The following is a 12358-nucleotide window of genomic DNA, read 5'->3' as shown; positions in this document are numbered from 1 at the left end:
GTCAGATCCTGACTCGGGGGTCGAGCGCCGCGTGCAGCAGGTCGGCGACGGTGTTGGCGACCACGATCAGCGCGCCGGCCAGCAGGGTGATCCCGCAGACCACCGGGAGGTCCACGGTGCTCGCCGACTCGACCGCCAGCTTGCCGAGGCCCGGCAGGCCGAACATGGTCTCGGTGAAGACGGCCCCGGCCAGCACCATGCCGATGTCCATGGCCGCCACCGTCACCACGGTCGGCAGCGCGCCGCGCACGGCGTGCCGCAGCACGATGCGCCGCTCCGGGTAGCCGTAGGCGCGCAGCGTGCGGATATGGTCCTGGTTCAGCGTCTCCAGCACCCCGGCCCGGGTGAGCCGGGTGTAGCCGGCGGCCGAGACCAGTGCGATGGCCAGCCAGGGCAGCAGCAGGTTCTGCGCCCACTGCGCCGGATCCTCGGTGATCGGCACGTAGTTGGGGAACGGCAGGATCTGCAGCCAGACGCAGGCGCCCATCAGCAGCAGCAGCGCCATGACGAACACCGGCGTCGAACCAAGCGTCAGGATCACGGTGTTGGTGATCCGGTCGCGCCAGCGGCCGGGCTTCAGCGCGGCGTAGAGGCCGGTGCCGATGCCGAGAAGCAGCCACAGCGCGGCCGCGCCGAGCGCGAGCGAGACGTCGACCGGCAGGCGGTCCAGCAGCATCTGGGTGACGGCCTCGTTGCTCTGGTACGAGTAGCCGAGGCAGGGCGCGGAGCACCACACCGTGGACGGGCCGGTGCTGAAGCCGTGGCCCGCCACGAGCGTGGTCAGGAACGTCCAGAACTGCTGCACCAACGGCTGGTCGGTGCCGAGCGCGTGCCGCACCTGCGCGAGCTGCGGAGCGGTGCAGCCCTTCCCGCACGCGAGCTGCGCGGGGTCGCCGGGCATGGCGTAGAACAGCAGGTAGGTCAGCGCCGCGAGCGCCAGCAGCACGGCGGCTGCGCCGAGCAGGCGGCGCAGAAGGAAGCGGATCACTGGCCTTCGCCCTTCGTGCCGATGGGGTGCGCGGGGTGGGCGGGGTCGGCGGCGCTGCGCGTGGCGGGCTCGCCGGCCGGTGCCGGGCGGGTCGCGGTCCTGAGCGTTCCGCGATCCACGGGCGTGGACTCCGCGCTGCGCGCGGCCGGGCGGCCGTCGGGGGTCGGGAGGGTGGCCCCGTCGGTCGGCGCGGCCGGGTTCGCGGGAGCTTCGGTGTCGCCTGCCGTCGGCCTGCCCTCCGGCGTGGGACGCGGCACGGCCGGGAGGCGCGTGGCGGCCTTCGCCGCCTTGGCCGCCTTGGCCGCCTCCCGCTTGGCGCGCTTCGCGACCGGAGCGGGCGTCTTCGGGTCGAAGGCGACGCGGAGGGCCTCGCCGAGGCCGGCGAAGGCGAGGACGCAGACGAGCAGGGTCAGCGCCGGGATCAGCACGTAGGTCGGGTCGACCTGGAACCACGTCGTCGACGTGGAGAGCATCTGCCCCCAGGAGGACGTGGGCGGGCGGACGCCGAGGCCGAGGAAGGACAGGCCCGCCTCGGCCACCATGTTCTGCGGCAGCACGATCGCCGTGTAGGTGGCGACCGGGGCGATCAGGCCCGGCAGGATCTCGCGGCGCGCGATGTGCCAGGTGCTCGCCCCCGTCAGGACCGCCGCCGCGACGTACTCGCGTTCGCGCAGCACGCGCGTCTCCGCGCGGACGATGCGGGCGATCGGCGCCCAGCCCAGGCCGGAGAGGATCAGGCCGAGCAGCAGCGGTCGCGGGAAGGACTGCGGGACGACCGCCAGCAGCGCGATGGAGAAGAAGAAGGTCGGCAGCGCCAGCGCCAGGTCGGTGACCCGGCTGAGCAGGCCGTCGGCCCAGCGCCCGCCGAGGCCTGCGGCCAGGCCGACCAGCAGGCCCAGCAGCAGCTGGCCCAGGGTCGCGCCGACCGCGACGCCCAGGGAGACCCGGGCGCCGTAGACGAGACGCGCGAACAGGTCGCGGCCGGTGGTGGGTTCGACGCCGAGCCAGTGCCGGGCGCTGATCCCGCCGAAGGCGCCGTTCGGGCTGCCGCCTGTCGCGGAGTTCAGCAGGGTGTCGTGGAAGGAGTTCGGGTCCTGGCCCTCGAGCGCGGCGAGCCAGGGGGCGGTGAGCGCGACCAGGACGAGCAGGCCGACGGTGACCAGGGCGGCGCGCCCGCCGCGTCGGGCCCACAGCCGGGCCCGGAGGGTGGCCGCGCCGCCGCCGGCACCGGTCCCGGTGCCGGCGGGTGTCGCTTGACTGTCCATCACTTGACCGACACCGAGGCGATGTCGTACCAGCCGCGCCACTGGTCCAGGTAGGCGTTCTTGACGTGCGAGCCGGCAAGGACGCTCGTCGCCTCCTCGTACAGCGGGACGGTCAGCGCCAGCTTGCCCAGCTGGGCGTCGAGCGCGGCCCACTGCTTTTGCGCGGCGGCGTAGTCGGTGATCTGGTTGATCTTGTCGATCTGTGCGTTCACGGCCGGGTCGTTGTACTGGGCCAGGTTGAAGTTGCCGCCGCCGGTGACGATCTGACGGCCGTCGAAGATCGGCGTCAGGAACGGACCGCCGCTCGGCCAGTCGGCGCCCCAGCTGGTGAGGGTGAGCGCCGGCTCCGTGGCCGGGGTGTTGACGGTGCTGCCGAAGTCCGCGTCGCTGAGCGGCTGCAGCTGCAGGGTGATCCCGGCCTTGGCGAAGGCCTGCTGCAGCGCGGTCGCGGCCGGCGAGCCGGTGTTCACGTCGTCGGTGTCGTAGGCGAGCGGTACGGTGATGCCGTTCGGGTGACCGGCCTGGGCCAGCAGCTGCTTGGCCTTCGCCGGGTTCCCGGTCGCGCCCGCGGGGAAGTAGTCGTAGTCCTGGTGAGCCGCCGTCAGGCTCTCCGGGGTGAAGGTCGTGCTCGGCACGGCCAGCTGGGTGCCGCCCTCGGCGTTGACCAGGGCGGTGCGGTCCACGGCGTAGGAGAGCGCCTCGCGCACCAGCTGGTTGTCGAAGGGGGCCTTCTTGAGATTGAAGGCCAGGTAGAAGATCTGCGGGAACTTGCCGGTCACCACACGCTTCTTCAGCGCCGGGTCGGCGGAGACCTTGGCGAGGGTCGGCGCGTCCAGCGAGGTGTCGGTGGTGATGGCGTCGGCGTCCTGGCCGACGGAGGCGCTCAGGCGCTGGTTGATGACGGCGGAGGAGAGGCCGAGCGAGATGTCGATCCGGTCCGGGCAGGCCAGGCGCTGCTGGTCGGTGCTGCGCGACCAGTGGGTGTTGCGGACGAGGTCGAGCTCCCGGCCCTTGGTGAAGCCGGCGATGGAGTAGGGGCCGGAGGAGACGGGGTCGGCGTTGTAGTCCTTGCCGGTGTCCTTGCCCTTGGGCACCGGGGCGAACTGCGTCTCGGCGGCCAGGTAGGGGAAGTCGCCCTCGCTCTTGCGCAGGTGGAAGACGATGGTGCTCGCGTCGGGCGTCTCGATGGAGGCGAGGTCCTTCGCGCCGCTGCCGTACGGCCCCTGGTAGTCGGCGCCGCCGACCAGCCAGTCGCGCAGGTAGGGCGGGCCGCCCGCGAGCTGCGGCGAGAAGGAGCGCTCCACGCCGTACTTGATGTCGGCGGAGGTGATGGCCGTGCCGTCGGCGAACTTCAGGCCGGACTTGAGGTGGTAGGTCCAGACCGTGGCGTTCTGGCTGGGCGTGCCGGTGTCGGTGGCCAGGTCTGGCACGACCTTGGTGCCGTTCGTGCCCGCGACGCTCTGACGCGTCGTCAGGGTGCGGAAGAGCAGCCGCGGGATGGCGCCGCCGCCGGAGGTGTAGAGCACGGCGGGGTCGAAGCCCTTGTCGTTCTTGGCGCTGTCGAGCACGCGCAGGGTGCCGCCCTGGCAGTTCGCGGCCGAGAACGCGTCCGAGGAGCTCCCGGAGGAGCCGCTGCCGGCGCCGCAGGCGGCGAGCGAGCCGGTGAGGGCGACAGCGGTGGCGGTGAATAGCGCTATTCGGGCAGGGCGAAGCATCGTGGCGTCCTCGGTCGGGCGTCGGCCCGTGGCAGGAGTAAGGCCGCGCGGCGGGGCGCGCACGCGGCGAGGCACGGCGACAGGGCCGCGCCTTGACGGGGTGATATCTCAGCTGACGAGACCCTGATGACCAGAGCCTGGATGCTGGAAGCGGATGCGGGCAGCGGCCCGCCGATGCGTCAGCGACAACAGAAGTTGTCGGACACGCTGTGCGCACACATGGCCAGCAGCGCGACCTGGTAGGCCGGCTGGGACGGGGCGATGTGGTGGTGCGCGTGCATGGTCATGGACTGTATGTGGGCTGAATAAGGCCAGTCAACATGACGGCCTTTCCGGTCTCGGATACCGGACGCACTTTTGGACGAGTGCCGCAGGCAGCGCCTCTCAGTCGTGCCCAGGGCTGCGGGTAGCCGATCTCGACAGACGTCCTCCGCCAGGCCCGCCAGGCCGACCTCGCGGTTCAGCGACGACACGAGCGCCCGGCCAAGCGGCCGCAAGCCGCAGGCCGTCACCAGGGGTGCACCGCCGTGGTCCATGAAGGCCGCCTCCCCGACGAAGCGCGTGAAAGGTCGGGGGTCCCGGGCGACGGCGGCGTGGGCTCATCGGCGTTCGAGGAGGATCACGCCGTCCCGGTCTGCGCGGACCCGGTAGCCGTTGCGGGCGTAGGTGTCGAGCCAGTGCTGCATCTGGTCGGCCGGGCAGGGGGACTTGACGGTCGGGTCGGTGCGGTCGACGACGACCCACTGGGGCCCGGTGGGCGTGGGGGCGGCGCAGTAGAGGGTGACGGTCGTGCGGGAGACGAGTTGCGCGGCGAGGTGGTCGGAGGCCGCGACGGTGGTGCCGTCGGGGACGAGCGCCAGCAGGGCGCGGGCGGTGCGCACATGGGCGGAGGTCTGCCAGCTCTCGGGCATCACGACCTCGTGCAGCGGATAGACGACCGTCATCAGGCAGGCGAAGGCGGCCGCGCCGGACAGACCGGCCCGGAGGCGGCGACGGGGAAGCCGGGGCGTGCGCTGGAGCATCGCGGCGAAGACGATCGGCATGAGGACCGCGCTGTAGTGGTAACTGACGCCCCAGTAGTGCGGGTTGTCGGAGGCGAACCGCCACAGCAGGGTGGGCAGGCAGAGCCACAGCAACGGGGCGCGCAGGCACAGGAAGCCCGTGGGTGCGACGAGCATCAGCAGGGTGAGCCACTTCAGCGGTGGCCACAGCAGGTGGGTGACCAGGGGTGCCGCGCCGTGGCTTCCCGGGGTCACCTGTGACAGGTAGTCGAAGGCGCCGTGCGGGTTGAACGACGGGACCACCACCAGGACTTCGAGCGCCGTCGCCAGCAGTCCGAACGCCGCGAGGGGCAGGCCGAGGCGGGGGCGGCGTCCGTACCAGGCGATGTACGCGCCCACCGCGGCGACGGTGAGTCCCAGGTCCTCCTTGACCAGGACCAGCGGCACGCTCCACCAGACCGCCGCGTGCCAGCGCCTGCGACCCAGCGCCTCCGCCGCGAAGGCGAGCAGCGGTACGGCGAAGGCGATCTCGTGGAAGTCGAAGGAGGCCGCCTTGACGATGCCCCAGGAGCAGCCGACCGCGCAGCCGACCAGTGCCCCGATCCTCGGCCCGTGCAACCGCTGCGCCCAGCGGGTGAGGGGGTGGACGGCCAGGGCCATGAGCACGGCCTGGGCGACCAGCAGGGTGACCGGCGTGGGGAAGAGCCGGTAGGCGGGGGCCAGGAGCGCCACGACGGGGCTGAAGTGGTCGCCGAGCACGTCGTAGCCGGGTCCCTTCAGCGGGACGACCGGCCAGTGGAGGTGGGCGTAGGCCTTGACGGCCTGCTCGAAGATCCCCAGGTCGAAGCCCATGCTGAGGAGCCGCTCGTGCCGGCGGACCGAGAGCACGGCGTACAGCACCGCGAACAACGCCGTCAGCCCCGCCGGAAGGGCGCGGCGGGACGCCAGGGCCCGGCCGGCGCGCTGCGGCGCCGTCGCCACGACGGTCCTCGTCGCGGAGCCTTCCTCTGCAAGCACATCACTCATGAGGAGATATATATCGGTGAACTGAATATCTGGTCCACTGGACCATCGAAAACGTCCCGTGTGGACGGATGCTCTGGTGGCCGATATATCTGGCACCATGAGCGATCGAGCCATGCAGGAGCCGACACTGCTCCTGCTCGCAGCGCTGGCCGCGGAGCCGAAGCACGGCTACGCCCTGATCCAGGAGGTCGACACGATCTCCGCCGGGCGCGTGCGGCTGCGGGTCGGCACCCTCTACAGCGCCCTGGACCGCCTGCAGCGCGAGGGGCTGATCCGCGTCGAGCGGGAAGAGGTCGTGGACGGCCGCGCCCGGAAGGTCTACGCACTCGCCGACCAGGGGCACGATGCACTGGCGGCCGAGACCCGACGACTGCGCGCACTCCTGGCCGCCGTCGAGCAGAGCGCCCGGCCGCGTGAACGCGCGTCCAAGGCCGTCAGCCCGCGGCCCAGGGGAGCCCTCGCCTGAACGCGCGCGCAGCGCCCGAGCGGGAAGCGGTGATGCCGGACGGGTGATGCCGGGTCAGTCGCGGGCGTCCGTGCGGGCGTCCGCGCGGGCGCCGCGGCGGGGAAGGCGGTGCCAGAGGGCGCGGGCGGCCGCGGCGGGGTCCCAGGAGCCCGACCGGGACCGGGTCAGCGGGTAGCAGGCGAGGCCGAGCAGCAGGGCGCTGAGGTGGCCGATGCTGGTGAAGTCGCGGCTGCGCACCACGCCGAGGCCGTAGAAGAGCAGCAGCCCGGCCAGGTACAGGTAGCGCCAGGGCTTCGTGATCAGGTAGACGAGCACCGCCTCGATCCCGGCGAGGGCGTAGCTGACGCCGTAGTCGAGGGTGTAGCGCGCCTTCTCCGGCGCCATGCCGTGGTCGATGGCCCAGAGCAGCACGCCCTCGCTGATGTAGGTCGCGCCCACGTGCGCGATCAGCACCACCGCCAGCCAGCGCGCGGTGCCGAGCCAGCGCTCGGCCGGCACGTGGAAGATGTTGTAGAGGACGAAGTAGAAGAACCAGCCGCCGCCCGCGATGTAGAAGCCGCTGGTGATCAGCACCCGCACCGGGGACACCGACAGGTAGTGCAGGTTGGTGGAGTGCCGTTCCAGGATCCGGTTGGCGGTGTGCGGACTCACGTGGCGCAGCACGACGGTGGTCGCGAAGAGGATCACCAGCCAGACGAAGGTGCCGGGGGCCCTGCGGACGTAGGTCCGCACTGCCCGCCAGGCCCGGCCGGCCCGGGACTTCGCCGTGACGGAATCCATGATCCCTTCTAACCCGGACGGAGGACGGCGGCAACTCCGCCCGTTCCGTTTCCGCCCCTTCGGGGCGGCGGCGCCCGGGCCTCGGCGGGGCCGGGGGACACGGGCCCGAAGGTCCCCGGTGCGGGGGTTCGCGGAGCGTAGGATGGTTCGGGAGCGACCCACAGGTGGGCGTGCCGAGGCCGGGCGCCGCCGATCGATCCGGGAGGCGAACCGATGCCTGGCGACATTCCGGTTTCCCCTGACCCGGACGAGGCGCGGCCGAGGGTCCGCGGGACGCGGGTGCGCGGCGTCCAGGGCGCGCCGTCCTGGGTGAGCCTGATCGTGCGCGACCTCGCCGCCGCCGAGCGCTTCTACCATGGCCTGCTCGGCTGGGAGTTCGAGGAAGGACCGGAACGCCTCGGGGCGTTCGTCTACGTCGTGGTGGACGGCCACCGCGTCGCCGGGATCAGCGAGGTCGGCGACCTCGGCTTCGGCATCGGCTGGACGACGTTCTTCGGCGTCCGCGACGCCCACGAGAGCGCCCGCCGCATCGCGGACCGGGGCGGCACCATCGGGGTCGGGCCGGTCGCCATCGATGCCGGGCGCATCGTGCTGGCCCGCGATCCGGACGGCGCGAGCTTCGGGCTGTGGCAGGGCCCGGAGGAGCTTCCCGAGGCGTCGACCTCGCTGGTGGCCGACGTCCCCGCGTGGATCGAGCTGCGCACCGGGGACCCGTTCAAGTCCGCGCTGTTCTACGGCGAGGTGCTGGACTGGGATCCGGAGATCTCCCACCGGACCGAGGTGGTCTGGGAGCACGAACGCGTCGTCCTGCGCATCGACGGCCGCAGCATCGCCGCGATCGGCGGGCCCGAGCCGTCGCCGGAGACCGGCGCGGTCGCCCCACCGGCGTGGCGGGTCTTCTTCGCCACCCCGGACCTCCCCAGCGCGCTCGCGCGCGCCGTGGAGCTCGGCGGCAAGGTCGTGGTCCCGGCCACGCCGACCCCCTACGGCCCGTTCGCCCAGCTCCAGGACCCGTCGGGCACCCGTCTGTGCCTGATCCAGCCGCCGGACCGCCGGGCGGCGCCGGACCGCGCCACCACGTGAGCCCCGCGCCCTACGTCGCCGTCATCGGGCCGGGCGAGGCCACGCCGGGGGAGTCCGCGATGGCGGCGGAGGTCGGCCGCCGACTCGCCGCACGCGGGGCGATCGTCGTCTGCGGCGGCCTCGGCGGCGTCATGGAGGCGGCCGCCAGGGGCGTGAGCGGCGCGGGCGGCACCGTCGTCGGTCTCCTGCCGAGTCGCGCCCGCTCGGACGGGAACCCGTTTCTGACGGTCGCCCTCCCGACGGGCCTCGGCGAGCTGCGCAACGGCCTGGTCGTCGGCGTCGCGGACGGCGTGATCGCCGTCGGCGGCAGCTGGGGCACGATGAGCGAGGTCGCCCTGGCCTTGCGGACCGGCAAGCCGGTGGTGTCCCTCGGCGGTTGGGGGTTGACGCCGCCGAGCGGCGGCGTTCCGGGGCCGCGCGAGGCGGCGTCGCCCGAGGAGGCGGTGCAGGCGCTGCTGGCCCTCGTCCGCCCCGGCTGACCGACCCGCCCGGGCCCGGCGGCCGAAGCCCCCGCTCGGGCTGCGCCCGCTCGGTGCAGCGCGCTCAGTCGAACATGGTCAACCGAGCGCTCAGTCGAAGGCGGGACCGACCGGCGGGGCGGTCTCCATCGGCCCGAAGACCGCGCCGCTCAGCCGGATCGTGCGTGCGGTCATGCTCGCCCGGGACTCGCCGGGGTGGTCGATCCACCAGGTCACCAGGGCGTCGAAGACGTTGACCCACACCGCGGTCATCGCCGAGGCGTCGAGCGGGTCGTCGTTGCCCGCCAGGTGCAGCAGCTCACGGACGCCCTCGACGCCGACGGCGTGCATGCGCCGCGCGTACTGGTCGTGCTGCGCGGCGATCTCGGGCGTGGCGGGCATGGTGGGGTCGCGGAAGACCCGCCACATCCACGGCCGGGGTTCGAGGGCGGCGTAGAACTGGTCCAGGGTGACGACGGCGCGTTGCTGTCCCACCAGGCCCAGCCGGGCGGTGCGCTCGATGACCTCGACGAGCACCTCGCCCGCGCAGGTCAGGCAGGCCGCGAACAGCCCCTCCTTGGACCCGAAGTAGTTGTAGATCAGGGGCTTGGAGATGCCGGCCTGCTCGGCGACGGCGGTCAGCGAGGTGCCGGCGTATCCGTGCTCGGCGAAGACGCGGCCGGCGATGTCGACGATCTGCCGCTCGCGTTCCGGCCGGGCGACGCCCTTGGTGCCTGCCTTGCTGGTTCCTGCCTTGACCATGCCCGAAGCATAGCGGACCCAATTGACCCCATGGTAACTTACCCAGAAGTCACTTACTCTCCGTCACTTCGTCACTTCATGGGAGGAGTTCCATGTCGGATGTGCTGGATCCGATGCAGAACCCCGTCACCTACGCCCTGCCGTTCTTCGTGCTGAGCGTGCTCGTCGAGCTGGCGGCGCTGCGGTGGCTCGACCACGACGACAACGTGACCGGCTACTCGTTCAGGGACGCCCGCGCCAGTCTCACCATGGGTGTGGGGTCGCTGTTTTTCCTGACCGCGTTCAAGGTCGGCACGTTCTTCGTCTACAGCGCGGTCTCCACGTATCTGGCGCCCTGGCACCTGCCCACCGGCGCCTGGTGGTTCTGGGTGCTGCTGCTGATATCGCTGGACTTCTCGTACTACTGGAACCACCGGTTCGTGCACCGGACGAGCATCGGCTGGGCCGCCCACCAGGCACACCACTCCAGCGAGTACATGAACTTCGCCACCGCACTGCGGCAGAAGTGGAACCCCTGGTTCGAGTTCTTCTTCTGGCTGCCGCTGCCGCTGCTCGGATTCGCCCCCTGGACCCTCTACGTGGCGTTCTCGACGAACCTGATCTACCAGTTCTTCGTCCACACCGAGCTGGTCGACAAGCTGCCACGGCCCGTCGAGTTCCTGTTCAACACGCCCTCGCACCACCGCGTGCACCACGGCTCGGACCCGGAGTACCTGGACCGGAACTACGGGGGCATCCTCATCGTCTTCGACCGGATCTTCGGCACGTTCCAGCCGGAGCTGCACCGGCCGACCTACGGCCTGACCAAGCCGGTGGAGACCTACGACGTCTTCAAGCTCGAGTACCGGGCCTTCGGGGAACTGCTGCGCAAGGTCGGCGCCGCCCCTCGCCTGCGCGACAAGCTCGGGTACGTGTTCGGGCCGCCGGGCTGGGAGCCCGCCGCCGACCGGTAGCCCGGCGGCGGCGCGCTCGCCGCACCCGGGCCGTCAGTTGGAGAAGTCCTGCGTCATCCAGACGTTGCCGGAGCTGTCGCGCATCACCGCGATGCCGATGTGGTGGAAGTCGGGGCTCAGGATGTTCTTCCGGTGCCCGTCGTTGGGCGGCTGCTCCGCCAGCATCGAGCGGGTGAGGCCGACGGCCATGCCCGCGATGCCGGAGGTGTCGTCCGGGACGGTGCCGCCCGTGCCGATGTTCTCGCCCGCGTTGGACCACTGGACGCCCGCGTCGGTCTCCCGGGCGCCGAGCGCCGGCTCGCCGGGGCAGTCGTGGGAGAGGCCGCAGCCCCCGGCCATCACCCGGTTGTGGGCGCCGGAACTGGAGTCCAGGCCGGAGGTCAGCGTCAGCGGCGAGAGCCCCTGCCCGGCGCGTGCCTGGTTGATGACGGCCAGAACCTGCTGCACCGCCGCCTCGTCGGCGGACGGCGGCGGCGTGGGAGTCGGCGCCGCGCTGTGCGTGGGCTTCGGGGAGGGCTTCGGGGTCGGCGACGCGGAGTGGGTCGCGGACGGGCGGGCGCTCGGCGTCGGGGTGGGCGTCGGGGTCGGGTCGGGGCTCGGCGAGGCCACGGACGCGGTGGTGCCCTCGGCGGCGACCGCCGAGGTGAGCCCGGGCCGCTGGGTGCTCGACCCGGTGTGCCCGAACAGCACGGCACCCGCGCCGACCGCCGCCGTGACCGTCACCGTCGCGGCCGCCGCCGCGAGCAGCGGCTTGCCGGAGAACGGACCGAGCCGACGCCGGGGCAGCCGGTGCGAGATCGGCCCGGAGGAGGTGCGCTGCGCCGGGATGTGCGCCGTCGGCGCTTCGGCCGGGTGCGGGACGTGCTGGAGCGGCTGCGGGTGCCACGGGTACGCGGCCGCCGTGGCCGCCGCGTGGAAGCCGCCCCCGCCGAGCCGGGTCAGCAGCCAGGCGACGTAGCCGGCCGGCAGGGGGACCAGGGCGAGGTTCACCAGCAGCCGCTCCGGCGGCACGAGGTCCGCACCGAGCGCGCCGCAGTGCTCGCACTCCCGCAGATGGCGCGCCAGGCGCTTGCGCCACAGCGCGCTCGGCCTGCCGTCCCACAGGTGCACCGTGCGGGCCAGCTCCGGGCAGCGCGGCTGTGCGGTGAGCGCCCGGACGACCCCGCGGGCGACGTCCAGCTGCGCCTTCATCCGGCTGACCCGCACCGTCACGTGGTGCGCCTCCAGGCCCAGCGCGCCCGCCAGCTCCGTGCGGGTGAGATGGCCCGTGGTGACCAGCCACCACAGCGAGAGCAGCTCACGGTCGTCCTGGTCCAGCCAGCGCGTCGCCTCGACGGTCTCCCGTCGCTGCCCGGACAGGCCCAGCTCGGTCAGGGTGAGGTCCTCGAAATCCGCACCCGGGTCGGCGACGGCCGCGAGCTCGTCCAGCGCGCGGTCGTGGCCGCCCTGCGTCGCGTTCGCGCGGGACTGCATGTGCCGGCGTATCTGGTTCATGGTGACCGCCGCCAGCCACGACCGGTACGCGGAGTCGTCACGCAGGTCAGGCAGGCCGCGCAGCACCCGCAGCATCGTCTCCTGGACGACGTCGTCGACGTCCACGCGTCCGGACAGGGCGCGCCCGACGATGTTGTAGACGAGCGGCAGGCTCTGTCCGACCAGATCGTCCACGGCCTCCTGCTGCCCGCTGCGCGCCGCCGCGACCAGTCCCGCCTCCACCGACCAGCCCGCCATCCCGTGCTCCTCGCCCACGTCGGTTCCATCCGTACGTGAGTGGAGACCCTACGGAAGGTACGGGGGTCACAGAAATCGGTCGGTCGGCTGGAATTCGCCGAGCAACGGCCGAGCCGCGCCGCCCGCGGGC

At 72.5% G+C, this 12358-nt stretch carries 11 protein-coding genes; 4 read left to right on the top strand and 7 right to left on the bottom strand.

Features of this window, described 5'->3' with window-relative positions; all coding sequences use genetic code 11:
* Nucleotide 1: 1 nt before the first annotated feature.
* The 4 genes from TR49_RS27900 to TR49_RS27885 form a co-directional block, all read right to left on the bottom strand.
* On the bottom strand, nucleotides 2-988 hold the full coding sequence (locus tag TR49_RS27900; RefSeq protein ID WP_042386611.1) for an ABC transporter permease: 987 nt from the start codon (nucleotides 986-988) through the stop codon (nucleotides 2-4).
* Complete coding sequence (locus TR49_RS27895; RefSeq protein WP_063770193.1) at nucleotides 985-2253, bottom strand: ABC transporter permease; 1269 nt, start codon at nucleotides 2251-2253, stop codon at nucleotides 985-987. The genes TR49_RS27900 and TR49_RS27895 overlap by 4 nt, the downstream gene beginning before the upstream one ends.
* Complete coding sequence (locus tag TR49_RS27890) at nucleotides 2253-3968, bottom strand: ABC transporter substrate-binding protein (protein WP_042386610.1); 1716 nt, start codon at nucleotides 3966-3968, stop codon at nucleotides 2253-2255. The genes TR49_RS27895 and TR49_RS27890 overlap by 1 nt, the downstream gene beginning before the upstream one ends.
* A gap of 599 nt (nucleotides 3969-4567) precedes the next feature.
* Nucleotides 4568-5995 carry a DUF2079 domain-containing protein gene (locus TR49_RS27885; RefSeq protein WP_084725533.1) on the bottom strand — a complete coding sequence of 476 codons (1428 nt, stop codon included), beginning with the start codon at nucleotides 5993-5995 and terminating at the stop codon, nucleotides 4568-4570.
* A 97-nt stretch (nucleotides 5996-6092) separates the two neighbouring features.
* On the opposite strand from TR49_RS27885, the gene TR49_RS27880 reads away from it, so the two are divergent.
* Nucleotides 6093-6461, top strand: a complete 369-nt coding sequence (locus TR49_RS27880) for a PadR family transcriptional regulator (RefSeq protein ID WP_042386609.1) — start codon at nucleotides 6093-6095, stop codon at nucleotides 6459-6461.
* A 54-nt stretch (nucleotides 6462-6515) separates the two neighbouring features.
* Here TR49_RS27880 and TR49_RS27875 read toward each other — a convergent pair whose 3' ends face one another.
* Nucleotides 6516-7241, bottom strand: a complete 726-nt coding sequence (locus TR49_RS27875; RefSeq protein WP_042386608.1) for a rhomboid-like protein — start codon at nucleotides 7239-7241, stop codon at nucleotides 6516-6518.
* A 213-nt stretch (nucleotides 7242-7454) separates the two neighbouring features.
* Between TR49_RS27875 and TR49_RS27870 the strand changes: the two genes are divergently transcribed.
* Nucleotides 7455-8324 carry a VOC family protein gene (locus TR49_RS27870; protein ID WP_152627491.1) on the top strand — a complete coding sequence of 290 codons (870 nt, stop codon included), beginning with the start codon at nucleotides 7455-7457 and terminating at the stop codon, nucleotides 8322-8324.
* Nucleotides 8321-8803, top strand: coding sequence for a TIGR00725 family protein (locus TR49_RS27865; RefSeq protein WP_042386606.1), 483 nt, complete (start codon nucleotides 8321-8323; stop codon nucleotides 8801-8803). The genes TR49_RS27870 and TR49_RS27865 overlap by 4 nt, the downstream gene beginning before the upstream one ends.
* Nucleotides 8804-8893: 90 nt before the next feature.
* Here TR49_RS27865 and TR49_RS27860 read toward each other — a convergent pair whose 3' ends face one another.
* Nucleotides 8894-9544, bottom strand: coding sequence for a TetR/AcrR family transcriptional regulator (locus TR49_RS27860; protein ID WP_052434704.1), 651 nt, complete (start codon nucleotides 9542-9544; stop codon nucleotides 8894-8896).
* Between the two features lie 92 nt (nucleotides 9545-9636).
* On the opposite strand from TR49_RS27860, the gene TR49_RS27855 reads away from it, so the two are divergent.
* Complete coding sequence (locus TR49_RS27855; RefSeq protein ID WP_042386605.1) at nucleotides 9637-10497, top strand: sterol desaturase family protein; 861 nt, start codon at nucleotides 9637-9639, stop codon at nucleotides 10495-10497.
* Nucleotides 10498-10530: 33 nt separating this feature from the next.
* Here TR49_RS27855 and TR49_RS27850 read toward each other — a convergent pair whose 3' ends face one another.
* Nucleotides 10531-12246: a sigma-70 family RNA polymerase sigma factor gene (locus TR49_RS27850; protein ID WP_236653562.1), complete on the bottom strand. Its 1716-nt coding sequence runs from the start codon at nucleotides 12244-12246 to the stop codon at nucleotides 10531-10533.
* Between the last annotated feature and the right edge of the window lie 112 nt (nucleotides 12247-12358).

Origin of the sequence: Streptacidiphilus melanogenes (assembly GCF_000787835.1) — a bacterium.
In the GTDB taxonomy this organism is placed as follows: Bacteria; Actinomycetota; Actinomycetes; order Streptomycetales; family Streptomycetaceae; genus Streptacidiphilus; species Streptacidiphilus melanogenes.
The sequence above is the reverse complement of the archived record's forward strand: the minus strand, read 5'-3'. Positions and strand labels throughout refer to the sequence as shown.